General features: G+C 32.4%; 25 protein-coding genes. 24 read left to right on the top strand and 1 reads right to left on the bottom strand.

Annotated features, from left to right (window positions below):
* Window positions 1-31 precede the first annotated feature (31 nt).
* Window positions 32-946, top strand: coding sequence for a dimethylarginine dimethylaminohydrolase family protein (locus OGZ34_RS01725; protein ID WP_263361967.1), 915 nt, complete (start codon window positions 32-34; stop codon window positions 944-946).
* A 70-nt stretch (window positions 947-1016) separates the two neighbouring features.
* Window positions 1017-1952: a citrulline utilization hydrolase CtlX gene (gene ctlX / locus OGZ34_RS01720; protein ID WP_263361966.1), complete on the top strand. Its 936-nt coding sequence runs from the start codon at window positions 1017-1019 to the stop codon at window positions 1950-1952.
* Between the two features lie 77 nt (window positions 1953-2029).
* On the opposite strand, the gene OGZ34_RS01715 is transcribed toward ctlX, so the two are convergent.
* Window positions 2030-2659 carry a MarC family protein gene (locus OGZ34_RS01715; protein WP_173967247.1) on the bottom strand — a complete coding sequence of 210 codons (630 nt, stop codon included), beginning with the start codon at window positions 2657-2659 and terminating at the stop codon, window positions 2030-2032.
* Window positions 2660-2812: 153 nt separating this feature from the next.
* On the opposite strand from OGZ34_RS01715, the gene OGZ34_RS01710 reads away from it, so the two are divergent.
* From OGZ34_RS01710 to OGZ34_RS01605, 22 genes are all read left to right on the top strand, one after another.
* The gene (locus OGZ34_RS01710) at window positions 2813-3178 is read left to right on the top strand and encodes a CoA-binding protein (RefSeq protein WP_173967248.1); all 366 of its coding nucleotides are present in this window, start codon (window positions 2813-2815) and stop codon (window positions 3176-3178) included.
* A gap of 86 nt (window positions 3179-3264) precedes the next feature.
* The gene (recR, locus tag OGZ34_RS01705) at window positions 3265-3885 is read left to right on the top strand and encodes a recombination mediator RecR (RefSeq protein ID WP_263361965.1); all 621 of its coding nucleotides are present in this window, start codon (window positions 3265-3267) and stop codon (window positions 3883-3885) included.
* Window positions 3886-3955: 70 nt separating this feature from the next.
* Window positions 3956-4750: a polysaccharide biosynthesis/export family protein gene (locus OGZ34_RS01700; protein ID WP_173967250.1), complete on the top strand. Its 795-nt coding sequence runs from the start codon at window positions 3956-3958 to the stop codon at window positions 4748-4750.
* Between the two features lie 15 nt (window positions 4751-4765).
* A complete protein-coding gene (locus tag OGZ34_RS01695) occupies window positions 4766-7207 on the top strand; it encodes a polysaccharide biosynthesis tyrosine autokinase (protein ID WP_263361964.1) in 2442 nt (813 codons plus the stop codon).
* 10 nt (window positions 7208-7217) lie between these two features.
* Window positions 7218-8201: an SDR family oxidoreductase gene (locus tag OGZ34_RS01690; protein ID WP_263361963.1), complete on the top strand. Its 984-nt coding sequence runs from the start codon at window positions 7218-7220 to the stop codon at window positions 8199-8201.
* 29 nt (window positions 8202-8230) lie between these two features.
* Entirely contained in the window at window positions 8231-9622 is a 1392-nt protein-coding gene (locus OGZ34_RS01685) for a UDP-glucose 6-dehydrogenase (RefSeq protein WP_263361962.1), read from the top strand.
* A 78-nt stretch (window positions 9623-9700) separates the two neighbouring features.
* Entirely contained in the window at window positions 9701-10165 is a 465-nt protein-coding gene (locus OGZ34_RS01680; protein WP_173967254.1) for a UpxY family transcription antiterminator, read from the top strand.
* A gap of 268 nt (window positions 10166-10433) precedes the next feature.
* The gene (locus OGZ34_RS01675; protein WP_263361961.1) at window positions 10434-11747 is read left to right on the top strand and encodes a nucleotide sugar dehydrogenase; all 1314 of its coding nucleotides are present in this window, start codon (window positions 10434-10436) and stop codon (window positions 11745-11747) included.
* 27 nt (window positions 11748-11774) lie between these two features.
* Complete coding sequence (locus tag OGZ34_RS01670; RefSeq protein WP_173967256.1) at window positions 11775-12782, top strand: mannose-1-phosphate guanylyltransferase; 1008 nt, start codon at window positions 11775-11777, stop codon at window positions 12780-12782.
* Between the two features lie 12 nt (window positions 12783-12794).
* The gene (gene rfbB / locus OGZ34_RS01665) at window positions 12795-13841 is read left to right on the top strand and encodes a dTDP-glucose 4,6-dehydratase (RefSeq protein WP_263361960.1); all 1047 of its coding nucleotides are present in this window, start codon (window positions 12795-12797) and stop codon (window positions 13839-13841) included.
* A gap of 48 nt (window positions 13842-13889) precedes the next feature.
* The gene (locus OGZ34_RS01660; protein WP_263361959.1) at window positions 13890-16376 is read left to right on the top strand and encodes an SLBB domain-containing protein; all 2487 of its coding nucleotides are present in this window, start codon (window positions 13890-13892) and stop codon (window positions 16374-16376) included.
* An 8-nt stretch (window positions 16377-16384) separates the two neighbouring features.
* Complete coding sequence (locus OGZ34_RS01655) at window positions 16385-17455, top strand: Wzz/FepE/Etk N-terminal domain-containing protein (protein WP_173967259.1); 1071 nt, start codon at window positions 16385-16387, stop codon at window positions 17453-17455.
* Entirely contained in the window at window positions 17455-18420 is a 966-nt protein-coding gene (locus tag OGZ34_RS01650) for an SDR family oxidoreductase (protein ID WP_173967260.1), read from the top strand. The genes OGZ34_RS01655 and OGZ34_RS01650 overlap by 1 nt, the downstream gene beginning before the upstream one ends.
* Window positions 18421-18472: 52 nt before the next feature.
* Window positions 18473-19747 carry a nucleotide sugar dehydrogenase gene (locus tag OGZ34_RS01645; protein WP_173967261.1) on the top strand — a complete coding sequence of 425 codons (1275 nt, stop codon included), beginning with the start codon at window positions 18473-18475 and terminating at the stop codon, window positions 19745-19747.
* Between the two features lie 10 nt (window positions 19748-19757).
* Entirely contained in the window at window positions 19758-20156 is a 399-nt protein-coding gene (locus OGZ34_RS01640) for a sugar 3,4-ketoisomerase (RefSeq protein WP_173967262.1), read from the top strand.
* Window positions 20149-20568 (top strand): sugar 3,4-ketoisomerase, encoded by a 420-nt coding sequence (locus tag OGZ34_RS01635; RefSeq protein ID WP_173967263.1) that lies wholly within the window; start codon window positions 20149-20151, stop codon window positions 20566-20568. Before OGZ34_RS01640 ends, OGZ34_RS01635 begins: the two co-directional genes overlap by 8 nt.
* Window positions 20565-21107, top strand: a complete 543-nt coding sequence (locus OGZ34_RS01630; protein ID WP_173967264.1) for an acyltransferase — start codon at window positions 20565-20567, stop codon at window positions 21105-21107. The genes OGZ34_RS01635 and OGZ34_RS01630 overlap by 4 nt, the downstream gene beginning before the upstream one ends.
* The gene (locus OGZ34_RS01625; RefSeq protein ID WP_173967265.1) at window positions 21108-22205 is read left to right on the top strand and encodes a DegT/DnrJ/EryC1/StrS family aminotransferase; all 1098 of its coding nucleotides are present in this window, start codon (window positions 21108-21110) and stop codon (window positions 22203-22205) included.
* Complete coding sequence (locus OGZ34_RS01620; protein WP_173967266.1) at window positions 22195-22803, top strand: acyltransferase; 609 nt, start codon at window positions 22195-22197, stop codon at window positions 22801-22803. Before OGZ34_RS01625 ends, OGZ34_RS01620 begins: the two co-directional genes overlap by 11 nt.
* Window positions 22804-22814: 11 nt before the next feature.
* Window positions 22815-24074 carry an O-antigen translocase gene (locus tag OGZ34_RS01615; RefSeq protein WP_263361958.1) on the top strand — a complete coding sequence of 420 codons (1260 nt, stop codon included), beginning with the start codon at window positions 22815-22817 and terminating at the stop codon, window positions 24072-24074.
* A gap of 21 nt (window positions 24075-24095) precedes the next feature.
* Window positions 24096-24998, top strand: coding sequence for a glycosyltransferase (locus tag OGZ34_RS01610; RefSeq protein ID WP_263361957.1), 903 nt, complete (start codon window positions 24096-24098; stop codon window positions 24996-24998).
* A 13-nt stretch (window positions 24999-25011) separates the two neighbouring features.
* On the top strand, window positions 25012-26214 hold the full coding sequence (locus tag OGZ34_RS01605) for a hypothetical protein (protein ID WP_263361956.1): 1203 nt from the start codon (window positions 25012-25014) through the stop codon (window positions 26212-26214).
* Window positions 26215-26216: the final 2 nt, after the last annotated feature.

Raw genomic sequence — 26216 nt, 5'->3', positions numbered from 1 at the left:
TTTTTATCTTTGCTCAAAATACAATATAGTTATGTTGCAATTAAATATAAAGAACGAAACGTCAAGGCTGCGGGCAGTAGTTTTGGGTTCTGCAGTTCATAATGGGCCAACTCCAACTTTAGAGGAAGCTTATGATCCTAAATCGTTGGAACATATTAAAGCAGGGACTTATCCTATCGAAAAAGATATGGTTGCCGAAATGGATGCTTTTAATGCTGTTTTTCAAAAATATGATGTAAAAGTATATCGTCCTGAAATGATTGAAAATTACAATCAGATTTTTGCGAGGGATATAGGTTTTGTGATAGATGATACTTTTGTAAAATCAAATATTCTGCCGGACAGAGAACGCGAGTTGGATGCTATTCAATATGTAATCGATCAGATGGATCCTTTAAAAGTAGTTCGTCCGCCAGAGGAAGTTCATATTGAAGGAGGTGATGTCATGTTGTGGAACGATCATGTTTTTATTGGAACTTATAAGGGAAGTGATTATAAAGATTACATTACAGCACGAACCAATATGCAGGGTGTAGATTTTATAAAAAAAACGTTTCCGAATAAAATTGTCAAAGAATTTGATTTGGTGAAATCAAAATTGGAAGCTCGTGACAATGCTTTGCATCTGGATTGTTGTTTTCAGCCTGTTGGAAAAGATAAAGGGATTATTTATAAGAGAGGTTTCCGTGAAGAAGCTGATTATTTGTATTTGGTAAACCTTTTTGGAATGGAAAATTTATTTCATATTGAAAGGAATGAGATGTATAATATGTTCTCAAATGTATTTTCGATTGATGAAAATGTAGTGGTTTCTGAGAAAAATTTCACCCGCTTGAACAATTGGTTGCGCTCTAATGGTTTCATTGTGGAAGAAATTCCGTACGCAGAAATTGCAAAACAGGAGGGATTGTTGAGATGTTCAACTTTGCCATTAATAAGAGATTAAAAGTTTCGAGTTTTAGGTTACATGTTTAATTAACATGAAATCTGAAACTTGAAATAAAAAAAGATATAAAATGAAACAAACTACAAATGCAATTGTAATGATTCGGCCAGTTGCTTTCAGAATGAATGAGCAAACGGCAGTGAACAATTATTATCAAAAGGTATTGGACGGACTTTTGCCTAGTACAGTAAATGCAAAAGCACAGCAGGAATTTGATGCCTTTGTTGAGAAACTTAGAGCAGTTGGAGTAGATGTTACTGTTGTTGAGGATACGCTGGAAACAGATACCCCAGACAGTATTTTTCCAAATAACTGGATTTCATTTCATGAAAATGGAGATGTAGCTTTGTATCCAATGTTTGCAGAAAATCGTCGTCAGGAACGTCGTGAAGATATTCTGGATACACTTGAAGAAAAAGGCTTCGAAATTGCTAATATAGTCGATTATACATCGGCAGAAGAAGACGGCTTTTTCTTAGAGGGAACGGGAAGTTTGCTTTTGGACCGCTCAAATGCAAAAGCGTACTGCGCTTTGTCTCCTCGTGCTGACGAAGAGCTGTTTATTGAATTCTGTGAAGATTTTGATTATGCTCCTGTTATTTTTGAAGCTTTTCAAACTGTTGATGGAGAACGTAAATTGATTTATCATACGAATGTAATGATGTGTTTGGGCGAAACTTTTGCTGTTATCTGTGCAGATTGTATTGATGACAAAAAAGAACGTAAAATGGTTCTTGAAAATCTAAAAGCAGACAAAAAGGAAGTTATCCTGATTACAGAGGCACAAGTCAATAATTTTGCAGGTAACATGCTTGAAGTTCGAGGGGCAGACGACAAGAAGTATATTGTGATGAGCGCATCTGCACATCAGAGCCTGACTCCAAAACAAATTGCACAGTTAGAAAATCATGCTGAAATTTTAAGTTCGAGTTTAGATACTATTGAGGCTTGCGGAGGTGGAAGTGCCAGATGTATGATGGCTGAAGTGTTTTTGCCGAGAAGTTAGAATAAAACTTTTAAATATATAAAAAGGGGATAAAACATTGTTTTATCCCCTTTCTGTTAGATGTTGTAAAGTAGGTCTTACATCAAATTTCCTTTAACGATATTGATGATAGAACTAACGATGTATTGAATTCCAATTGAAATTACGATAAAACCAACAATTCGTGATATGGCTACAATTCCTGAAGCACCAAGTATTCTGGCTAAATAATGGGCGCTTTTAAGGATAGCGAAAATAGTAAATGCAATTGCCAAGATAGCTGAGCATGAAATTATAATTTCATTTATTCCGTGGTGTTCCTGATAAAAAGCAATCAATAAAGACATTGATCCCGGCCCTGCAAGCATTGGTATTGCCAAGGGTGTTAATGCAATGTCATTACGTTGTTGTGCATCAGTTTCAATTTTTTTATTGATTCCTCGTTTTTTATTGAATTTTCCTGAAAGTAAAGAAAAACCGGAATTTACAATTACAATTCCACCAGCAATTCGTAAAGCATCAATGCTTATTCCAAAAAAAGTCAGAACATATTGGCCGATAAAATAAGAAACCAATAAAATGATTCCAACATTTATCGCTGTCCAAAGAGAAATCCGTGAACGTTCTTTTTGAGAATCATGTTGAGTTAAGCCCACAAAAATGGGTACTGTTCCGATCGGGTTCAAAACGGAAAAAAGAGCGGCAAATAAATAAATGAATAAATCCATAGTGTTTAGGTTAGTGCGGTAAAAATAGACATTTTTTGAAACTTCAGGATAAAATCGTACACGGATATTGTTTTTTATTGCAGTTAATTCTAAATCGATAAGCTAGAAATAAGCTCATTCTTTTTGATTACTTTTGCAGTATATTTAAAAATAATGAAAAATAAGAAAACCCTTGTTCTTGGTGCGACTACAAAACCGGAACGTTACGCTTTTAGAGCAATAAATATGTTAGTTGAAAAAGGACATACTGTTTTGGCAATTGGTCAGAACACAGGCGAAGTTGCTGGTGTGAAGATACATACGAAAACAATTCCCGTGAAAAATATCGATACCGTAACTTTGTATTTGAATCCTGCTCGTCAGCGTGATTATTACAATTACATTATAGAAGCACAGCCTAAAAGAGTTGTTTTTAATCCAGGTTCAGAAAATCCCGAATTTTACCAATTGTTAGAATTGAATAATATTAAGGCAGAAGTAGCCTGTACTTTGGTTTTATTGGCTACAAATCAGTACTAATTCGTTTGTTTTTGAGCTCGAAAAAATAGAGAAACTCAATTTTAATCGAATCTGAAAAGAAATATTAATGTATTATTTTTGTCGTCATGGAATTTTCATCAAAATTAATAGAAAAAGCAGTTAGCGAAATGTCTCAGTTGCCTGGAATTGGTAAACGTACGGCATTGCGATTAGTTCTGCATTTGTTAAAACAGCCCAAAGAACAAACTGGTTTTTTATCTCAGGCGCTATTGAATATGCGTGAGAATATTAAATTTTGCGAAAATTGTCATAACATTTCAGATACAAAAGTCTGCGAAATTTGCGCCAATTTATCACGTAATCATCAAACGATTTGTGTTGTTGAGGATATTCGTGACGTGATGGCGATTGAAAATACAGGTCAGTACAAGGGAATTTATCATGTGCTGGGAGGGAAGATTTCTCCAATTGAGGGAGTTGGTCCCAGTCAGTTAAATGTTTCAAGCCTGGTTGAGAAGGTAAAAGCCGGAAAGGTTACAGAGATTATTTTTGCACTCAGTTCAACAATGGAGGGAGATACCACTAATTTCTATATTTATAAGCAAATTGCTGAATCAGAAATTATAATTTCTACAATTGCTAGAGGAATTTCGGTAGGAGATGAATTGGAGTATGCAGACGAAATTACGCTTGGACGAAGTATTTTGCATCGGGTTCCATTCGAAAAAACTTTCAAAAACAACTAAATAAGCTCAAATAACACTTAGATTTTCTGAAGATTAAAGGAAAAGCTATATTTGCGATAAAATTTAACTAATGACAAAAAACGGCTTTTATTTACTGTTATCAATTAGCATACTATTTACATCTTGCATTCCTGTTAAAGACCTAATTTATTTGCAGGATAAAAATAATTCCGGAGAGCAAAATAATATTGTTGCTGTGGAGTCCAAGCCTTACAGATTACAGGTGAATGATGTTTTAAGCATTGATATAAAAGCAATTGACTCTAAGCTAGTTTCAATTTTTAGTACTACAGATAGCGCTTCTTCCGGCACAGCGAAATCGGAATCTGGTTCGTATTTTAATGGTTTTACTGTTGACGATCATGGTAATATCAGAATGCCGATTTTAGGTGAAATTAACGTTATTGGATATACGCTTGAAGAAGTCCGTGTTCGAATTGAAAAAAAATTACTGGAAGAATATTTTAAAAGCGAAGCTAATATTTTTGTTATCGTAAAATTAGCCGGCTTTAGATATACCATAAATGGAGAAGTTGGAAGCACCGGAACAAAAACGTTGTTTCAGGAACATGTAAATATTATGGAGGCTATTGCAAACGCAGGAGATATTACTATTACAGGTAATAGAAAGGCGGTAACTGTAATTCGTCAATCGCCAACGGGTGTGCAAATGCAAGATATAGATCTGACGGATATAAACGTGATGAAATCGCCTTATTATTATCTGCAGCCTAATGATTATATTTATGTAAAACCAGTCAAACAAAAATCTTGGGGAACAGGAAAAACCGGGATAGAGTCTATCACAACAATTATTACGGTTTTGTCTTTGGCAACAACAGTGTTTTTATTGCTTAAAAACTAAAATTAAATTCAAAAGATGTTAGATATAAAAGATTTTTCCATTTTTGAAAATCACTCAAATTTTGATTTTAAAGGATTCTTGCTGAAAATAGCCAGTTATTGGAAGTTATTTTTAGTTAGTTTGATAATTGCTTTTGCTATTGCTTATCAGGTAAACATTCGTAAAGAAAAAATTTACGGGATGCAGACTATGGTTTCAATTAAGGAAGAAAGAAACCCTTTTTTTACATCCAATACAAGTTTAGTTTTTAATTGGGGTGGCGTTTCAGATCAGGTAAATGGAATAACAACGGTCATACAATCCAGATCACACAACGAGTTAGTTATAGATAAATTACAGTTTTATATCGATTATCTTGTTCAGGGAAAATACAATTTAGTTGACTCTTATGGTGCGGTTCCTTTTTATGTGAAAATTGACAAGACAAAAGGACAGCTTGCTAATACATTGATTGGTATTAAGTTTTTGAGTCCGAATGAATATGAAATTAGAATTCCGTTTGAAGGTAATTCGGCATCATTACTTACTTACTCCAATAATACTTATAGTAATACTGCTATTCAGCCCAAAGAATATACAAGAAGATGCAAAGTAGGAGAACAAGTTGGACTTCCTTTCTTAAATTGGAGTTTACAGATAAATGATAATCCGGGTTTTTATACCGGAAACGAGTATTTCGTTCGATTTAATGATTTTGACGGAACAGTATCACGTTATAGAGGAGTAAGTGTTGATTCTGATGATAAAGGCGGTTCAATCCTGACTCTTGGAATGCAAGGGACGAATAAAGCCAGAATGGTCGAATATTTGAATTCGACAGTAAAAATGTTAATCAAAATTCAGCTTGACGGGAAAAATCAGTTTGCGACAAATACCATCCGATTTATCGATAGTACTCTTATTGCTATGGAAATGCAATTGAAGCAAACAGGTAATGAGTTGAAATCGTTCAGAAAAGATAAAAATATCTATGAAATCGAAGGAGGAGGAGCTAAGGTTTCGGATAAAATAATGGATTTTGATGTTGAAAAAGATCAGGTTGCAAGAAAGATTGCTTATTATAATTCGTTAAAGTCATATTTAAATAATAGCAACGACTATTCAAGATTACCGGCCCCTACGGTAGCAGGGATTGAAGATCCAAATGTTGTTGTGAATGTGTCGAAACTTATTGCTCTTTCTACACAAAGATCAGAAATGGCTTATGCAGTAAAAAGTGATAAGATTTTTAAGGATTTTGACAATCAAATGCAAGCTATAAAAAGTGTTTTATTAGAAAACATAGCTTCTGCAAAAGCATCTCTATTGACAGATTTAGCTATGGTCAATGCTAAAATAGGTCAAGCAGAAAGTACAGTAAAAAAACTTCCGGAAGAACAACAAGAGTTGTTGAAGATTCAGAGAAAATATGATTTAAGTGATAATATTTATACTGAATTTCTCAAGAAAAGAAATGAAGCTGAAATCGTTAAAGCATCAAATTTATCAGATATTCATTTTATTGATCCTGCAAAAGATATCGGAGGAGGATTAATTGGCCCGAAAACTTCCGTGAATTATGTGTTGGCCCTATTTTTGGGTACATTAATTCCTTTGTTGTTCGTTTTTGGGGTTTTCTTTGTAAATAATTCAATTCAGAATACTGAAGATGTTAGCAAATTGACCCAAATACCATTAATTGGTATTATAGGTGTAAACAAGAATTCGTTGAGTTTGGCAGTATTTGACAAACCAAAATCAGCATTGTCTGAAGCGTTTAGGGCTATTCGTTCTTCGTTGCAGTTTTTGTATAAAAAGCAACAGGTAAGTGGTTCAAAAACGTTAATGATTACCTCGTCCATAAGTGGTGAAGGGAAGACCTTTTGTTCGATCAATATCGCGACAGTATTTGCTTTAAGTGAAAAGAAAACTGTAATTCTTGGTTTGGATTTGAGAAAACCCAGACTGGCTGATGAATTTAATTTGAAGAATCAAATAGGTGTTGTGAATTATCTCATTAAACAAAATAGTTTAGATGAAATTACAAACCAGACGCAGATTCCAAATCTGGATGTTATTCTTTCGGGACCGATTCCGCCAAATCCATCAGAGCTAATTTTGAGTGATGCGATGAGAGAGATGATCTTAGAGCTGAAGCAAAAATATGATTATATTATTCTGGATACACCTCCGGTCGGGTTAGTTTCGGATGCGTTAGAACTTGCACAATTTGCCGATGTAACTCTTTATATAGTAAGGCAAAATTATACCAAAAAGGATATGATTACATTGCTAAACACCAGAGTTAAAAGAGGGGAGTTGAATAATGCCAGCATTGTATTAAATGGTTATGAGAATAAGGCAAAATATGGAGCCGCTTACGGATACGGGTATGGTGCTTATGCAAACGGTTATCATGATGAAGAGAAAAAACTTACTGTTTGGAAGAACATTTTGAGTAAATTCAATAAAAAATAATTGGAAGTAAATGAGTACATCAAAACAACATACAATTTTGATTACAGGTGGAGCTGGATTTATCGGATCAAATTTATCGGAGTATTTTTTAGGACTTGGTCATAAAGTGGTTTGTCTGGATAATTTTTCGACAGGTCATCGTCATAATTTAAAGGATTTCATTTCAAATCCTGATTTTAGATTAATAGAAGGAGATATCCGAAATATAGCCGATTGTGTTTTGGCAGTTGAAGAAGTAGATTATGTTTTGCACCAGGCAGCTTTAGGTTCAGTTCCGAGATCAATTAATGATCCTATTACAACAAATGACGTAAATGTTTCTGGCTTTTTAAATATGTTAGTAGCGGCCCGTGATGCAAAAGTTAAAAGGTTTATATATGCGGCAAGTTCATCAACGTATGGAGATTCTCAAGGATTGCCAAAGGTCGAAGAAGTTATAGGTAAACCGCTATCGCCATATGCGATCACAAAGTATGTAAATGAATTGTATGCTGAGATTTTTAGTAAAACATATGGATTAGAAACTATTGGATTGCGATATTTTAATGTTTTTGGAAGAAAACAAGATCCTAATGGAGCCTATGCAGCTGTAATTCCGAAGTTTGTAATGCAGCTCATGAAATATGAAAGCCCAGTGATAAATGGTGATGGGAATTATTCTCGTGATTTTACTTATATCGATAATGTAATTCAGATGAACGAATTGGCAATGACAAGCCAAAATCCTGCTGCAATTAATACAGTTTACAATACAGCCTTTGGTGATCGAAATTCTTTGAATGATTTGATCGGATATTTAAAAGAGTATTTGAGTGAATTTGATTCAAAAATTAGAGATGTAGAAATTGTTTACGGAGTCAATCGGGCGGGAGATATTCCGCATTCATTAGCAAGTATCGACAAAGCGAGGACTGTATTAGGGTATGATCCACAATATTCTTTACAAGATGGTTTAAAAGAGGCGGTAAGCTGGTATTGGAATAATTTAAAATAAAAACAAGGATCAAGATAATAGTAAAGTAAATGAAAATTACAAAAATTTGTTGCATTGGTGCAGGTTATGTTGGAGGTCCAACAATGGCAGTAATTGCTCAAAAATGTCCACATATTCAAGTGACTGTTGTCGATTTGAACGAGCAAAGAATTAAAGACTGGAATGATCCTGATACGAATAATATTCCGATTTACGAACCGGGACTTTCAGAAATAGTAGCTGAGGCAAGAGGGAGAAATCTTTTCTTTTCAACAGAAGTAGAAAAGGCTATTGATGAGGCTCAGGTAATCTTTATTTCTGTAAATACACCAACTAAAACCTACGGAAAAGGGAAAGGTATGGCTGCCGATTTAAAATATATTGAATTGTGTGCCAGACAAATCGCAAAAGTGGCGAAACAAAATAAAATTGTTGTTGAGAAATCGACTTTGCCAGTACGTACAGCCGAAGCAATAAAAAGCATTTTGGATAATACCGGAAATGGAGTACAGTTTCAGATTTTATCAAATCCGGAATTTCTGGCCGAAGGAACTGCTGTTACCGATTTGTTAAACCCTGATCGAATCCTGATCGGAGGGGATACAACACCGGAAGGTGAAGTGGCAATAAATGCTTTAGTTGATGTTTATGCAAACTGGGTAAGCAAAGATAAAATCTTAACCACCAATGTCTGGTCGTCAGAATTGTCTAAATTAACAGCCAATGCTTTTTTAGCACAACGTATTTCGTCTATAAATGCAATGTCTGAATTGTGTGAAAAAACAGGGGCTGATGTTAATGAGGTTGCTCGTGCAATTGGAATGGATAGCAGGATAGGGCCTAAATTTTTAAAAGCATCAGTTGGTTTTGGAGGCTCTTGTTTTCAAAAAGATATTCTCAATTTGGTATATATCGCAAAATCGTATGGTTTGAACGAAGTTGCCGATTATTGGGAGCAAGTGATTATAATGAATGATCATCAGAAGAAAAGATTTTCGAATAAAATTGTTCAGACTCTGTATAACACTGTTGCGGATAAAAAAATTACCTTTTTAGGCTGGGCATTCAAAAAAGATACAAATGATACCAGAGAATCTGCAGCAATTTATGTGGCAGATGATTTGATTAATGAACAGGCAAGTATAGCTGTTTATGATCCTAAAGTTTCCGGAAACAAAATACAGAGCGATTTAAATTATTTGGAAACGAGGTCAATTGAAGAGAACAAAGCCAGAGTTGTAACGTTTGATAACGCTTATGATGCTTGTAAAGATGCTCACGCAATAGCTGTTTTAACAGAATGGGATGAGTTTGCCACTTACGACTGGCAAAGAATATATGATTCAATGCATAAGCCGGCTTTCCTTTTTGATGGAAGAAATATCTTAAATGCGAAAGAACTGGAGTCAATTGGTTTTATTTATAATGGGATAGGTTCCTAATTGAGATTGGTATTGAAGTAAAATTTGATAGAAAAGAAGAAAGACGGTGTTGGATTTTATTCATTATAAAAGGAGATTATGAATTGGTATGTTGTTTATACGAAGCCTAAATGGGAGAAGAAAGTTGCGGACAGACTGAGTCAAATAGGTATTGAGTGTTATTGCCCGCTAATCACTCAGGTGAAAGAATGGTCAGATAGGAAGAAGAAAATTGAAGTTCCTCTTTTTAATTCATACGTATTTGTTCAATTGAAAGATATTGATCGTAATTCCGTTTTTCAGATAGCAGGAGTAGTGCGCTATTTGTTTTGGCTGGGTAAACCTGCAATTGTTCGTGATGAAGAAATTAATAGTATAAAAGGAAGTCTTAAGGCTCCAAACATAAGTGATATATCAGTGACTTCAATTCAGGCTGGAGATCGGATAAAAATAGAAGCAGGAGTTTTCAGTAATCAGGAAGCGATTGTTCAGGAAGTTTCAAATACACATTATATATTGGTTTTAGAATCTTTGGGATGTGTACTTAAAATAAAATACAAATAATTTAGTTATAGTTTTACAATTTCAGTTAAAACAGAGGGTAAAATTCTTTAGTTTAAGATTTTATTTCTCTGTTTTTTTTATAATGTGATTTTTTGCATACTGATTGAGAGGTGGTTATTGGGTTAGGTTTTTTTTAATAGTCTATTTTTTAAGTAATACGGGAAACCGTATTGATTAAATTGAGTTATTATACTATATTTGCCGAAAATGATTTTGGGGTATCTGTGTCAAAAAAATGTGATTCAGAAGGGCGAAGCCGTGAATTGAAATGACTGAAATGGATAAAAAGGAATACATGTTGGATGGAAACATAAAAATAGCTGTTATTGGTTTAGGTTATGTTGGTTTGCCTTTAGCCAGATTATTTGCTACTAAATATGCAGTTGTTGGTTTTGATATAAATCAAGAACGAGTTTCTTCTCTAAAATTGGGTACAGACACTACATTAGAAGTAGATGACGAGACCTTACAGAAAGTTTTGGTGGATAAGTCTAATTCTCAGGTTGGCCTATATTGTACTACTTCACTTAATGATATAGCAGATTGCAACTATTTTATTATTACCGTTCCAACCCCAGTTGATAAAAATAATCGTCCTGATTTAACTCCATTGTATAAGTCGAGTGAATCAGTTGGTGAGATATTAAAAAAGGGAGATATTGTAATTTACGAGTCAACAGTATATCCGGGAGTAACGGAAGAACAATGTGTACCAGTTCTGGAAAAATTTTCAGGATTGACATTTAATAAAGATTTTTTTGCAGGGTATTCCCCTGAGAGAATAAATCCGGGAGATAAAGAGCACACTGTTGAGAAGATCTTGAAAGTAACTTCAGGATCAACTCCAGAGATTGGAATAAAAGTGGATACACTTTATAAATCTGTAATTACTGCCGGAACACATTTGGCACCTTCAATAAAAGTAGCTGAAGCTGCAAAAGTTATAGAAAATTCTCAACGGGATATTAATATAGCTTTTGTAAATGAACTAGCTAAGATATTCAATTTAATGAATATCGATACGCAGGAAGTATTAGATGCTGCTGCTACAAAATGGAATTTTTTACCTTTCAAACCAGGATTGGTTGGAGGTCACTGTATTGGTGTAGATCCTTATTATTTAGCACAAAGAGCTCAGGAATTTGGGTATCATCCTGAAATAATTTTGGCAGGACGACGTTTGAATGACAGTATGGGAGAGTATGTGGCTTCTCAGGTAGTAAAATTGATGATTAGAAAAGGAATTTCTGTTAATGGAGCAAATCTCTTGATGTTAGGAATTACGTTTAAAGAAAACTGCCCGGACGTTAGAAATACAAAAATTGTTGATGTAATCAAAGCTTTAAAAGAGTATGGAATTGCTGTTACATTATACGATCCTTTGGCTAATATAGAAGAAGTTAGAAAAGAATACAAACTAGAAACTATTAATTCTGTTCCAAATGAAAAATTTGATGCTATTGTACTTGGAGTAGCACATAAAGAATTTTTGAAATTGGATTTTTCAGAATTGCAAAAAGAAAATAGTTTATTATATGATGTAAAGGGAGTCCTAGGTACTTTAGCCGATAATAGGTTATAGTATAGGCTTTTTTTTATTTAAAGAAAAATGAAAACAAGTAATTCAATCATACATGTGATCTTGACCGGAGGAGTTGGCAGCAGATTGTGGCCCCTTTCAAGGAAAAGTCAGCCAAAGCAATATTTGGAAATGTTTGAAGGGAAGTCTTTATTTGAAATGACTGTAGATCGCAATAGTCATTTAGCAGATAAAGTTATGGTGGTTGGGAATGTTGATAATCATGTTCTTAGTGCGAAAGTGATGGATAAGTCCAAAAAGGCTTATGTTAATATTGTTGAATCGACTCCTCGTAATACTGCTGCTGCAATTGCTTTTGCTGCATTTGCTTCTGATCCCGATGATATTTTAATTATAACACCTTCGGATCATATTATTGAAAAGATGGAAGATTATAATAAGGCTATAAATGAAGCTGTCGTAAAAGCAAAAGAAGGTTTTATAGTAACTTTTGGTATCATTCCAACTAAGCCCGAAACAGGATATGGCTACATTGAATCAAGAGGTGATGAAGTGATTTCATTTCGTGAAAAGCCAAACGAGACAACCGCTAAAAATTTCATAGCAAGAGGAAATTTTTTATGGAATAGTGGTATGTTTTGTTTTAAGGCGGGAGTTTTATTAGAAGAATTAAAACAATATCAACCCGATGTTTTTGAAAAGTCCAAAGCTGTTTGGGAAGTAAACAAAGAAGGATTTTTAGATTTAAGTTTATCATTAGAAATCCCGTCAATAAGTATCGATTATGCGGTGATGGAACGCAGTAAGAAAATAAAAGTAGTTCCTGCGGCATTCTCATGGTCTGATTTAGGGTCGTTTGAATCGGTTTACGATTATTTAGTTTCTAGAGGTCATTCTATAGATGATAACGGAAACATGGTTATTGGGACTGAAAAATATACTGCATTTTTGGGATTGAGAAATACAATTTTTGTCTATACGAGTACTGCGAATCTAATCCTTCAAAAGGAAAATTCGCAAGATGTAAAAGATTTATATTGTGAATTAGAAAGACAAAATTCAGAATTGTTAAATTAATTGGAAAGTAAAATGAAGAAAATTCTTGTAACCGGTGGGGCTGGTTTTATTGGTTCACACGTAGTGAGACGTTTTGTGAATAAATATCCAAAATATCAAATCTTTAATTTAGACGCTTTGACTTATGCCGGAAATCTTGAGAATATTAAAGATATTGAGGATAAACCTAATTATACATTTATAAAAGGAGATATCGTAGATGAAACTTTTATAAATGAACTTTTCTCCCTTCATAATTTCGATGGTGTTTTGCATTTAGCTGCGGAATCACATGTTGATCGATCAATTGAAGATCCATTAGCCTTTGTGAAAACAAATGTGATCGGAACAATGAATTTACTAAACGCTGCAAAAAATCAGTGGAAAGATAATTTTGAAGGTAAACGTTTTTATCATATCAGTACGGACGAAGTTTATGGTTCATTAGGAGCTGAAGGACTTTTTACAGAAACAACTTCTTACGATCCTAATTCTCCGTATTCAGCTTCTAAAGCAAGCTCTGATCATTTTGTAAGAGCCTACGGAGAGACTTATGGCCTGCCTTATGTTTTGACGAATTGTTCTAACAACTATGGGTCGTATCATTTTCCAGAAAAATTAATTCCTCTTTTTATAAATAATATTATCAATAATAAGCCTTTGCCTGTTTATGGAGATGGCAATTATACGCGCGATTGGCTTTTTGTGGAAGATCATGCGATTGCAATAGATTTAGTTTTTCATGAAGGAAAAAATCATGAAACCTACAACATTGGAGGTTTTAACGAATGGAAGAACATAGATTTAGTCAAGTTATTGTGCCAAATTATGGATCAGAAATTAGGTAGAAATGAAGGAGCTTCGCAAGAATTGATTACTTATGTGAAAGACCGACCGGGACATGATTTACGTTATGCCATTGATGCTTCAAAAATTAATACAGAATTAGGATGGAAACCATCTGTTACTTTTGAAGAAGGTTTAGAAAAAACAATTAATTGGTATTTGAATAACGAAGAATGGCTACAAAATGTAACTTCTGGTTCTTATAAGGATTACTATCAAAAACAATACTCTTAAACAATAAATAATTTTTTTTAAACCAAGCGGTTAAAATCTAGTTTAAATATGAAAAAGATAATATACGTTCTTACTTTGTTTTTTACTTTACTTGTATCTTTTAATGCAAGTGCTCAGGATATTCTTAAATCAAAAGATTTGAGTACAGTAAAGGTAGATTATTTGTCAGACGATGATTTGGCTAAAATTAGTGCTCAGTTAAAGAGCAATAATGCTACAATTGATCAGGTGGAATCTATGGCTTTATCCAAAGGGATGAATCAGACTGAATTTAATAAGTTGAAAGTGAAACTTACTGAATTCGATAAGAAAAATTCAAAAGATGGTTCGAAAGATAAAAATAAAGACAATAAAACAAAAACAGAAGATAAGGATCTTGATTTTGGAAGAAAACAGGAAAAAATTAAAAATGATAAAGTGAAAGATTCACTAAACGCTTTGATTTTTGGATCCGAATTATTTGATAATCCCACTTTAAATTTTGAACCAGATTTGAAAATGGCAACACCTGTAAATTATATTTTGGGACCAGGGGATAAATTAGAAGTTAGTGTATATGGTGTCCAACAGTTTGACGATACTGTCCCGGTAAACTTCGAAGGTAAGATTACCATTCAGAATGTTGGGCAGATAGCAGTGGCTGGAATGTCAATAGAAGCTGCTTCACAAAAAATTAAAGCTGCAATTGCAAGAGTTTATAGTACGGTTAGATCTGGACAATCTCAGATTAGTGTTAGCTTAAGCGATATTAGAACAATTAAAGTAACAATAGTAGGAGGAAAGCAACCTGGTAATTATTCTATCTCCTCTCTCGCTTCCGTTTATAATGCATTGCATTTGGCAGGAGGTCCAGGTAAAAATGGCAGTTACAGAAATATAGAATTAATCCGTAATAATAGAGTTTATAGAAATGTCGATATTTATAAGTTTTTAGTAAAAGGCGATCAGTCTGATAATGTCAGTTTGAAGGATAATGACGTTATCAGAATTCCAGCTTATACTCAAAGGGTGACTGTTGAAGGAGAAGTAAAGAGACCAGGGATTTTTGAAATGAAAAAAGGCGAAAAATTTTCCGATCTTCTAACTTTTGCGTCTGGCTTTAATGAGTTCGCTTATACTGCCTCGGTGAATGTTTTGCAGAAAACAGGAAAAGAGTTTAAGGTTCATGATATTAATGAAAGTGAATATGGATCTTATGTTCCGCAATCTGGAGACGTATTCAAGGTTACAAAGATCTTAAATCGATTTGAAAATCGTATTAAAATTGAAGGCGCAGTTTTTAGACCGGATTATTACTCGTACAATGAAGGAATGAGAATTTCTGATCTTGTGACTAGGGCTGAGGGACTTAAGGAAGATGCGTATACCAAAAGAGCGAGAATTATTCGTTTGAAGACAGATCTAACAACGGAGATTGTAAATGTGGATTTAACTGCTGCCTTGTCAGGTGATTTAAATGCTGATATAGAACTTAAAAGAGAAGATATTATTACAGTGTATTCGATTCTAGAATTTAGAGAAGAATACAAGGTAACGATTGATGGGGAAGTCAAAAATCCTGGAGAGTATGAGTATTTTGAAAATTTAACGTTGAATGACTTGGTCGTTCAGGTTGGAGGTTTGACAGGCTCAGCATCAAAAAGAGTTGAAATTGCCAGAATGGTAAAGTCAGATGTAATTGATGATGCAGACCCAAAAAGAATTGAACTGGTTGAACTTGAAATTACAGCAAATAATAATGAACAGATTAAGAATTTTGTATTAAAGCCTTTTGATGTCATTAACATAAGAAAAATGGCGGTTTACGAAAAGCCTGAAATGGTAAAGGTTAGTGGCGCTGTTACTTATCCAGGAAAATATGTTTTGGCTAATAAAAAAGAAACCGTTTACAATGTTGTCATGAGAGCAGGTGGATTGACTTCAATTGCTAACTTGGACGGTATGAAGATTAAAAGGCCAATTAAAGATGAGCAAATTGAACAATTAGAAAGTGTAAATCTTAATCTTGATAAAAAACAAATTACCGAAGACGGAAAAGAATTGGATGTAAAACAAAAGGATACACTTAATTCTAAATTATCTAAAAAACTTAGGGATGAATTAAAATTTGCCACCATTCCTGTAAATTGGGAAAAAATTGTAAAAGATAAAAATCATTATTCGAATGTTACTCTATTTCCTGGTGATGAAATTGAAGTAGCGATTTATAATGAAGGTGTTAAAGTAACAGGTAATGTATTGTTGACTTCTGAAATTCCATATAGAAAAGGAAAGGGATTCAAGTACTATCTAAACTCGGTTGGGGGGGTTGATAATAAAGGATGGAAGAAAAAAGCCTATATTATTTATCCAAATGGAAAAGCAGCCGTAACTACTTCATTTTTATTTTTTAGATCATATCCTACTGTTGAACCTGATTCTCAAATTGTTGTTCCTGAAAAGCCGCAATCTAAGAAAATGACAGCAGGAGAGTGGGTCGGAATCGGTAGTGTAGTTTCCAGTTTGGCATTACTAATTGTTACAGCATTTAAATAAAAAATTTCATGGATAATAAAATTATCGAATCAGAAGAAATTTCAATCAAAGAATTTGTACAACAAATAAAGAGTTGGTGCGTCTATTTGCTTTCAAAATGGAAGATTATTGTGGTTGCTGGAATAATTGGTTGCCTATTGGGATTGACTTATTCATTTGTAAAAAAGCCGATATATACAGCATCATTGACATTTGCTGTTGAAGATGAAAAAGGAGGTGCTGGGGGGTTAGGAGGTGCTTTAGGATTAGCAAGCTCATTTGGTTTAGATTTAGGAGGTAGCGGCGGAGGAATATTTACTGGGAGTAACTTAGCTGAGTTATTTAAATCAAGAAAAATGGTGCAAAAAGCATTGTTGACACCTGTTAAAGTTGATGGGAAAATTATTTCTTTGGTTGAAATGTATATTCAGAATATGAAGTTTAGAAAAAAATGGGTTGAAAAGCCAAGATTTGCCTCTATACAATTTTTACCAAATGCTGACCCGGGAAAATTTTCGCGAGATCAAGATAGTATAATAGGATTAATTTATTCCAATTTAAGCAAGACAAGCTTGTCCGTTGCACAGAAAGATAAAAAAATTTCAATAATAACAATGGATGTTACTTCTACAAGCGAGTTGTTTTCTAAATTTTTTTGTGAAGCTTTAACTAAAGAAGTTGGAAAGTTTTATGTTGAGACTAAAAGTAAAAAGGCTCGTACAAATATGGCTATGCTGGAACGCCAAGTTGATTCTGTTAGAAATGAATTAAATGGTGCTATTACCGGAGTAGCAGTTGCTAATGATAATACTTTCAATTTGAATCCTGCTCTAAATGTACGTCGAGCACCATCAGCTAGAAGACAGGTTGATGTGCAGGCAAATACGGCTATTTTAACAGAGTTAGTAAAACAGTCGGAACTTGCGAAAGTCACTTTGAGAAAAGAAACTCCTCTAATTCAGGTTATCGATAGCCCAATTTTGCCTTTGTACAAGGAACAATTAGGTAAACTTAAGGGAATGATTTTAGGAGGTTTTATTGCAGGATTTTTAATAGTTGTATTTTTAATTTTAAAACGCTTAATAAAAGATTTATTATAATGAGAATATTAATTACTGGAGGAGCGGGATTTATTGGGTCTAATTTATCGGACTTTTTTTTGAATAAAAATTATGAAGTTGTTTGTTTGGATAACTTTGCTACTGGACACAGATCAAATATTTTACCTTTTTTGGAAAATGTAAATTATACTTTGATAGAAGGTGATATTAGAAATTTGAAAGATTGTCAAAAAGCAGTTGTCGGAGTTGATTATGTTCTGCATCAAGCAGCCTTAGGTTCTGTTCCAAGGTCTATTAATGATCCTATTACTACTAATGATGTTAATGTAACTGGTTTTTTGAATATGTTAACGGCTTCCAGAGATGCAAAAGTAAAACGTTTTGTGTATGCGGCAAGTTCATCAACATATGGAGATTCTCAAGGATTACCCAAGGTAGAGGATGTTATAGGAAGACCTCTTTCACCATATGCAATAACTAAGTATGTTAATGAATTGTATGCAGATATTTTTAGTAAGACATATGGTTTAGAAACTATTGGGTTAAGATATTTTAATGTGTTCGGTAGAAAACAAGATCCAAATGGAGCATACGCAGCTGTCATTCCTAAATTTGTTATGCAATTTATGAATTATGAAAGTCCTGTTATTAATGGAGACGGTAACTATTCGAGAGATTTTACATATATTGACAACGTTATTCAGATGAATGAATTAGCGATGACAAGTGAAAATCTAGAAGCTATTAATACTGTTTATAATGTGGCTTACGGTGATAGGACTACATTAACGCAACTAGTTGAATTGCTGAAGGAATACCTCTCTGTTTATGATCCTAAAATTGCTAATATTGAAGTGATCTATGGACCTAGTAGAGCTGGAGATATTCCACATTCTCTAGCTAGTATAGCTAAAGCGGAAAACTTGTTAGGTTATAAGCCAAAATTCTCGATTCAAGATGGCTTAAAGGAAGCTGTTGCATGGTATTATGATAATTTAAAATAATAAAAATTACGATTAATTTAATAATTTGAATTCTGAATAACAGAAAATTGATATGAAAAAAATTGCCATAATTGGACTTGGTTATGTTGGACTACCTTTAGCTAGATTATTCGCTACTAAATATTCTACAATAGGCTTTGATATTAATGTAAATAGAATATCTGAACTGAATGGTGGCCATGATAGCACATTGGAAGTTGAAGATGAAATATTAAAAAAAGTTCTAGTTGATAGACATTCAAGTGAAATGGGGCTTTATTGTACAGACAATTTAGATATTTTAAAAGAATGTAATGTATTTATAGTTACTGTTCCTACCCCTGTTGATAAAAATAACAGACCAGATTTAACCCCTCTTTACAAAGCAAGTGAAACAGTTGGGAAAGTTCTTAAAAAAGATGACATTGTAATTTATGAATCTACTGTTTATCCTGGTGTCACAGAGGAGGAATGCATTCCTGTTCTTGAAAAAATTTCTGGTTTAAAATTTAATGTTGATTTTTTTGCGGGTTACTCACCTGAGCGAATTAATCCCGGTGACAAAGAACATACAGTTGAGAAAATATTAAAAGTTACTTCTGGATCTAATCCTCAAATAGGTATTGTAGTAGATGAACTATATAAAAGTGTAATTACTGCAGGAACGCATTTGGCACCTTCTATTAAAGTTGCAGAAGCAGCGAAGGTAATTGAAAATTCTCAGAGAGATATAAATATTGCCTTTGTCAATGAATTGGCCAAAATATTCAATTTAATGAATATAGATACTAATGCGGTACTTGAAGCTGCAGGGACTAAATGGAATTTTTTGCCATTTAAACCAGGATTGGTAGGAGGGCATTGTATTGGGGTTGATCCTTACTATTTGGCTCAGCGAGCTCAGGAATTTGGTTATCATCCTGAAATAATTTTGGCAGGTAGAAGACTAAATGATAGTATGGGAGAATATGTAGCATCACAGGTTGTTAAACTTATGATTAAAAAAGGCATTGCTGTTAAAGATTCTAATTTGTTAATGTTAGGAATAACATTTAAAGAAAATTGTCCCGATGTGCGTAATACAAAAATAGTTGACGTAGTTAATGCCTTAAAAGATTATGGTATTGAAGTTACAATTCATGACCCCATGGCTAGCCCGGCAGAAGTTATGCATGAATATAATTTAGTGATGAAATCAGATTTACCGAAAACTAAATTTGATACTATTATATTAGGAGTAGCTCACAAAAAATTTTTAGAACTAGATTTGGTTTCGTTACAAAAAGAGAATAGCATTTTATATGATGTTAAAGGAATTTTGGGTAATAATGTGGATGGTAAACTATAATTAAATATTCATGACAAAAATTATAAATTTACCAAAAATTACTGATCCTAGAGGAAATCTCACTTTTCTGCAATATCCAAATCAAATACCTTTTGAAATTGAAAGAACATTTTGGACTTATGATGTTCCAGGTGGAGAAATTAGAGGGGGACACGCTTATCATAAACAAGAAGAAATAATTATAGCTCTTAGCGGGAGTTTTGATGTTGTGATAACTAATTTAGATGGTAGTGTTGAAAAATATTCTTTAAATCGAAGTTATTACGGATTGTATTTGCCTGCAAAAACTTGGAGACATATAGAGAATTTTTCAACTAATTCTTTAGCATTACATATTTCTAGTGATGCTTTTTCTAAAGATGATTATATTAGAGATTTTGAGTATTTAAAAAAATTATCGAATGAGTAACATAAATAGTGTTTTTGAATGTAACCTTTTGTATTTAAAACAAATTGGAGACAGAAATGGTCACATTACGGCTATTAATAATGATATTGATTTGCCATTTGCTACAAAAAGAATATTTTATTTATATGATATCCCCGGGGGGGAATCTAGAGGTGCTCATGCTCATAAACAATGTCATCAATTTTTAGTCGCAACTAGTGGTTCTTTTGAAGTATTGTTGGATGATGGTAAAACAAAAAGGCAAGTATTATTGAATAGGCCAGATATTGGATTGCATATCCCTCCAGGTATTTGGGCTTCTGAAATTAATTTTTCTTCTGGGAGTATATGTTTAGTTTTTGCATCTCATGAATACGATGAGAGTGATTATATAAGAGATTATGAAGATTTTTTAAAATTTCAAATGGTATGATTCATAAGTTAGCAGATGTTCAATCTAAAAATATAGGAGAAGGAACAACTATTTGGCAATTTTGTGTGGTCTTAAAAAATGCTAAGATTGGAAAAAATTGTAATATAAATTGCAATGTTTTTATAGAGAATCAAGTTGTTATAGGTGATAATGTAACAGTTAAACCAGGTGTTCAAATTTGGGATGGCGTAACAATTGAAGAAAATGTTTTTATTGGTCCTAATGTAACATTTACTAATGATTTATATCCAAGATCAAAACAACATCTTTCCGAGTATTATAAAATTAAAATTTGTAGGGGAGCATCAATAGGAGCAAATTCAACTATTGTAGCTGGTGTTGTAATAGGTGAATATGCTATGTTAGGAGCAGGCACGGTATTAACGAAAGATGTTCAGCCTCATACCCTATGGTATGGAAATCCTGCTAATCAAAAGGGATTTGTAACAAAATCAGGTGAAATATTAGATATGGATTTAAAATCTAAATCAACCGGGCTGGAATATGAATTTTTTGAAAACGAATTGATACTAAAATAAATGATAAAATTTTTAGATTTACAAAAGATAAATGCGCAATATAAAGAAGAGCTTAAACAAGCTTTTTCTCGTGTTTTAGATTCTGGATGGTATATAATGGGTACTGAATTAAAACAGTTCGAAGCAAATTTTGCTGCCTATTGTGGTGTTGACCATGCTATTGGCGTTGCAAACGGATTAGATGCTCTTATTCTTATCATTAGAGCTTATAAAGAAATGGGAATATTTCATGATGGAGACGAAATTCTTGTTCCATCAAACACCTATATTGCAAGTATTTTAGCAATTTCTGCAAATAATTTGATTCCAGTATTGGTAGAGCCAAATTTAGAAACATATAATATTGATCCTCTATTGGTAGAATCTAAAATTACTTCAAAAACTAAGGCTATATTACCAGTTCATTTATATGGTCAATTATGTGATATGCCAGGTATTATTGCTATCGCAAATAAGTACAATTTGAAAGTAATAGAAGACTGTGCCCAAGCTCATGGCGCAATTTTAAACAACAAAAAAGCTGGAAGTTGGGGTAATGCATCAGGGTTTAGCTTTTATCCAGGCAAGAATTTAGGTGCTTTGGGTGATGCTGGAGCCATAACAACAAATGATCAAGATCTGGTAGTATGTATTCGAGCTCTTTTAAATTATGGTTCCCATGTTAAATATCAAAATTTATACAAAGGAATTAATAGTCGTTTAGATGAATTACAAGCAGCTTTATTAGATGTAAAATTGAATAATCTAGATGCTGAAACTGAGATAAAAAGGAAAATTGCAAATAGATATATTAAAGAAATAGTTAATCCAAAAATTATTTTGCCAAATGTTGTTAATGCTATGGCTCATGTTTGGCATTTGTTTGTTATACGAACAGAAAACAGAGAAGCTTTGCAAAATTATTTGACAAATAATGGCGTTCAAACAGTTATCCATTATCCAATTCCCCCTCATCATCAGGAAGCTTACAAAGAATGGAATTCTTTGAGGTTTCCAATTTCTGAATTAATTCATAATACTGTAATTAGTTTGCCTTTAAATTCATTAATACTATCAACAGAAGTTGATAAGATAATACGTCTTTTAAATGAATATTGAATTATATTCAAAAATTAAGAGAAGGTGCCATCGCATTTTTGTTGTTGACTTTTATATTTTTTTTCGTATTCAAAAATATAAGTTGTTATCAACTTGTAATAGGATTAATGGAAAACCAATTTATAATAGTCCAGCATTATTGAATGGATTGGGCAGGATAATCTTTAATGGGAAAGTCAATTTGGGAGTTAATCCGTCACCTCAAATTTACTCATCTTATATACATTTAGAAGCAAGAAGAATAAATTCTGTAATAAAAATTGGAGATGGAGTTTGGATTAATAATAATGCATGTATCATTAGTGAAGGTGATGGTATAGAAATTGGGGATAATACACTTATAGGCTTTGGATTTATAGCATTTGATACAGATTTTCATGATTTAAATCCTTTGAAGAGGATTGGTGGTAATATAAATACTGCGAGCGTACTAATAAAAAAAAATGTTTTTATTGGTTCAAATGTTTCTGTCTTAAAGGGAGTAATTATAGGTGAGAATTCAGTTATTGCGCATGGGTCTGTTGTTACTACGTCAATTCCAGATAATGTAATTGCGGGTGGAAATCCATGCCGCGTAATTAAGCCTCTAAACTTTTAATATAAGAAAATTTGAAATTAATTAAAACTACTTTTTTTTCTGCAATTATTACTCTAATTCGGATTAGTTCTGGATTTGCAGCTAATAAAGTTGTTGCTGTATTTACTGGTCCTAGTGGTGTCGCTTTGATTGGAGCTTTTTCAAATTTCATAAGCATTGTACTTACTTTTGCGAATGGAGCTATTAATACAGGTGTTGTAAAATATACAGCTGAGTATGAAGCTGACAATGAAAAGTTAAAATCATTATTCAGTACTTCATTTAAAATAAGTTTGTACTGTTCTGGTATTGTAGGTGTTATACTATTGCTATTTGGATCATTCTTTTCTAGTTGGATATTTGTTTCCAATTTATATAGTAATCCTATAAGGGTTTTAGGATTTACTATATTATTATATTCTTTAAATACTCTATTGATTTCAATTTTAAATGGTAAAAAACAAATTAAGACCTATACTATTGTTAATACTCTTGGAAGTATTATAGGTTTAGGTTTTACATTAATTTTGGTTTATTATTTTAAGTTAGTAGGGGCATTATACGCACTAGTACTATCACAATCAATTGTATTTTTTGTAACATTATTTTTGATTGCAAAAAGTGATTGGTTTCAATGGGGGTATTTCACACAAAAAGTTGATGTAGATATTCTTAAAAAATTATCGCATTATAGTTTAATGGCTATTGTAACAGCATTGACAATTCCGGTTTCTCAAATTATTTTACGGAACATGCTAATCACTACATTAGGAATACAATCTGCGGGTATCTGGCAAGGCATGATGCGCATATCAGATGGTTATTTAATGATACTAACTACAGCATTGTCAACATATTATTTGCCTAAACTTGCTTCTTTGCATACCGATAGAGAACTTAAGGACGAAATACTTCAAGGGTATAAGTTGATATTACCTACCGTTTTTTTTAGTTGTTTAGTAATTTATTTAATGCGATTTTTAATTATTAGGCTGTTATATACATCAGACTTTATGGTAATGGAAGACTTGTTTTTTTATCAGCTTTTAGGAGATTTTTTTAAAATGGCTTCTTGGATATTAGGATACCTAGTTGTTGCTAAATCAATGACAAAGCTTTTTGTTATTATGGAAATAGGATTTTCTGTAGGGTATATAATTTGGGGATACATATGTGTTCATTATTTTGGAATAAAAGGGATATCAATTGCATTTGCTATTAATTACTTCATTTATTTTGTTATAATGATTTCTTTTTTTAGGAAGTTGTTATTTAAAATAAGCCCCAACTAGTTTTTTAAAATATCTATAAAAATGAATAAAAATAATTTGCCTTTAGTAAGTATAGCAATAATTACATATAATCAAAAAGAATATTTAAAAGAGTGTATTGAATCTATTTTGATGCAAGATTATCAAAATATAGAGATAGTTGTTGCTGATGATTGTTCTAAAGATGGTTCTCAATTGATGCTTAAAGAGTATGAAGTAACATACCCAAATAAATTTGTTTTGGTATTATCAGATAGAAATTTGGGTATTACAAAAAATTCGAATAGAGCACATTTTGCTTGCTCAGGTAAATATATATTTTGGATTGGAGGAGATGATATAATGTTGCCAAATAAAATAAGAAAGCAAGTGGAATATATGGAAGCAAATCCCACTTGTACAATTTGTTATCATAATTTAGATGTTTTTGAATCGTCAACTAATAAAACGCTATATTTTATGAACAACAAAAAAAATAGTTTTGTTGGGGATTTTAAATCAGTTGTTTCAAAAGGTACTTTCAATGGCGCATGTGCCACGGTGGTTAGGAATAAAATGACTCCTAAAAATGGATTTGATGAGAGAATACCAATAGCTAGTGATTGGTTGTATTGGATGCAAACACTACTGAATGGAGGAGAAATTTGCTACATTGATGAAGTTCTTGGAAGATATAGAAGACATGGTAATAATATTACAAGTAACATGTCAAATTTTAATGGACAAGTTGATCATCTTAACTCTTGTAATATTTTATTAATAGAATCTCCACAATACTCAAAGCAAATATTAAAAGGGTATTATGAAATTCAAAGAAGTCTCCGTATCTATGATAAGAAGAATTATTATAATTGGTTAATTTCAAGTATTAATTTTAATATAAATATGAAAAGTTTATTATTGCTTTTCATATATTATTGTTCTTTTGGAATAATAAAAAAGTAAAAATCTTTTTCAAATGACTTTAAAAAGATTCTTTTTAATAAAATTTATAGTTGTTTTCTTCATTATTTATGATTTTAGTTTTGTAGCATTTCCCAGCATTACTTCTGGGAGAATTGCTTTACTAATTATTAGCTATGATTTGCTATATAAAAAAGAGATTAAGTTAAGCCGAAATTTAATCTTATTTTTAGCTACTCTTTTTATTTTATTGATAGGATCCCTCATTCAATACATTAGCTCTAGCGATTTTGTACAAAGTTCTAGATTACTTTGGTTTACAATATATTCAGTTATCACTCCTTTCTTTTTAAGTAAGTGGTTTAAAGACTCAAAAGAATTTTTGCAGGTTTTTTTATTAGCTACAGCTGTGCAGTCAATTATAGCAATGTTTTCTTTTTTTAACCCACTTGTAAAACAATATATTCTAAGCATAATAGTTGTTGGTGGAAATGAAATGGAAGAGATTATTTATCGAGCAATTAGTTTTTCTGGTGCAAGTGGTGCTGCTTTGTCAGTTATTCAATTTTGTGGAGTTTTTTCAGGATTAATTCTTTTAAAAAGTTTTACACATTCTATAAAAAGTACTGTATTAATTTGGGTTGGTATTGTATTTACTTTGTTAAGTACTGTAATTATAGGAAGAACAGGATTATTATGTTCGTTATTGGCAATAGTAATATTTCTATTTTCCCAATTTAATTTGCGTAAACTCGTTTGGTTTTCAGGAATTTTAGTTTTGGTTACCCAAATAAACTTTCTGGCAATATTAGAAAGTCAAACAGAGTCAATTTCGGGATTTAATGTAGACTTTTTTGTAGATTGGATAGAAGAAGCTTTTACAGTAAAAGATAATCATACTGCTAATGTTATTCAGGAAATGCCGATACCACCTTTATCCATAAGAACCATACTCGGAACGGGAGAGGTATTTAATACTGAAAAATTAGTGAATGCATCTGGTAATGATTCAGGATATATACAGACATACTATTCATTAGGGATTATTATGGCAATCATTTTTTACTTCAGTTATTTTATATTTCTTATTAGTGAAACAAAAATGAAAAATTTATACTCTATTTTATTTGTTATTTTCTTAATGTTTATAATTGAATTCAAGGAGCCTTTTATTTTTAAATATATACTTCCATTTTTTATTTTAACATTAATATTCCTTTCTAGAAAAAAGAATGAAGTAATACAGCGAAATTTTTAAAA

Origin of the sequence: Flavobacterium collinsii, assembly GCF_946903285.1 — a bacterium.
GTDB lineage: Bacteria > Bacteroidota > Bacteroidia > Flavobacteriales > Flavobacteriaceae > Flavobacterium > Flavobacterium collinsii.
Note: the sequence above shows the minus strand (reverse complement) of the source record. Positions and strands in the feature narration are given on the sequence as shown.

Excerpts from the sequence above, each read along its gene's own strand:
- OGZ34_RS01670 (WP_173967256.1), top strand. The coding sequence starts at position 11,775 with ATGAAAACAAGTAATTCAATCATACATGTGATCTTGACCGGAGGAGTT.
- OGZ34_RS01625 (WP_173967265.1), top strand. The coding sequence starts at position 21,108 with ATGATAAAATTTTTAGATTTACAAAAGATAAATGCGCAATATAAAGAA.
- OGZ34_RS01715 (WP_173967247.1), bottom strand. The coding sequence starts at position 2,659 with ATGGATTTATTCATTTATTTATTTGCCGCTCTTTTTTCCGTTTTGAAC.
- OGZ34_RS01710 (WP_173967248.1), top strand. The coding sequence starts at position 2,813 with ATGAAAAATAAGAAAACCCTTGTTCTTGGTGCGACTACAAAACCGGAA.
- OGZ34_RS01635 (WP_173967263.1), top strand. The coding sequence starts at position 20,149 with ATGAGTAACATAAATAGTGTTTTTGAATGTAACCTTTTGTATTTAAAA.
- OGZ34_RS01690 (WP_263361963.1), top strand. The coding sequence starts at position 7,218 with ATGAGTACATCAAAACAACATACAATTTTGATTACAGGTGGAGCTGGA.
- OGZ34_RS01605 (WP_263361956.1), top strand. The coding sequence starts at position 25,012 with ATGACTTTAAAAAGATTCTTTTTAATAAAATTTATAGTTGTTTTCTTC.
- ctlX (WP_263361966.1), top strand. The coding sequence starts at position 1,017 with ATGAAACAAACTACAAATGCAATTGTAATGATTCGGCCAGTTGCTTTC.
- recR (WP_263361965.1), top strand. The coding sequence starts at position 3,265 with ATGGAATTTTCATCAAAATTAATAGAAAAAGCAGTTAGCGAAATGTCT.
- OGZ34_RS01675 (WP_263361961.1), top strand. The coding sequence starts at position 10,434 with ATGACTGAAATGGATAAAAAGGAATACATGTTGGATGGAAACATAAAA.
- OGZ34_RS01660 (WP_263361959.1), top strand. The coding sequence starts at position 13,890 with ATGAAAAAGATAATATACGTTCTTACTTTGTTTTTTACTTTACTTGTA.
- OGZ34_RS01610 (WP_263361957.1), top strand. The coding sequence starts at position 24,096 with ATGAATAAAAATAATTTGCCTTTAGTAAGTATAGCAATAATTACATAT.
- OGZ34_RS01645 (WP_173967261.1), top strand. The coding sequence starts at position 18,473 with ATGAAAAAAATTGCCATAATTGGACTTGGTTATGTTGGACTACCTTTA.
- OGZ34_RS01680 (WP_173967254.1), top strand. The coding sequence starts at position 9,701 with ATGAATTGGTATGTTGTTTATACGAAGCCTAAATGGGAGAAGAAAGTT.
- OGZ34_RS01700 (WP_173967250.1), top strand. The coding sequence starts at position 3,956 with ATGACAAAAAACGGCTTTTATTTACTGTTATCAATTAGCATACTATTT.
- OGZ34_RS01695 (WP_263361964.1), top strand. The coding sequence starts at position 4,766 with ATGTTAGATATAAAAGATTTTTCCATTTTTGAAAATCACTCAAATTTT.
- OGZ34_RS01650 (WP_173967260.1), top strand. The coding sequence starts at position 17,455 with ATGAGAATATTAATTACTGGAGGAGCGGGATTTATTGGGTCTAATTTA.
- OGZ34_RS01620 (WP_173967266.1), top strand. The coding sequence starts at position 22,195 with ATGAATATTGAATTATATTCAAAAATTAAGAGAAGGTGCCATCGCATT.
- OGZ34_RS01640 (WP_173967262.1), top strand. The coding sequence starts at position 19,758 with ATGACAAAAATTATAAATTTACCAAAAATTACTGATCCTAGAGGAAAT.
- rfbB (WP_263361960.1), top strand. The coding sequence starts at position 12,795 with ATGAAGAAAATTCTTGTAACCGGTGGGGCTGGTTTTATTGGTTCACAC.
- OGZ34_RS01630 (WP_173967264.1), top strand. The coding sequence starts at position 20,565 with ATGATTCATAAGTTAGCAGATGTTCAATCTAAAAATATAGGAGAAGGA.
- OGZ34_RS01655 (WP_173967259.1), top strand. The coding sequence starts at position 16,385 with ATGGATAATAAAATTATCGAATCAGAAGAAATTTCAATCAAAGAATTT.
- OGZ34_RS01725 (WP_263361967.1), top strand. The coding sequence starts at position 32 with ATGTTGCAATTAAATATAAAGAACGAAACGTCAAGGCTGCGGGCAGTA.
- OGZ34_RS01685 (WP_263361962.1), top strand. The coding sequence starts at position 8,231 with ATGAAAATTACAAAAATTTGTTGCATTGGTGCAGGTTATGTTGGAGGT.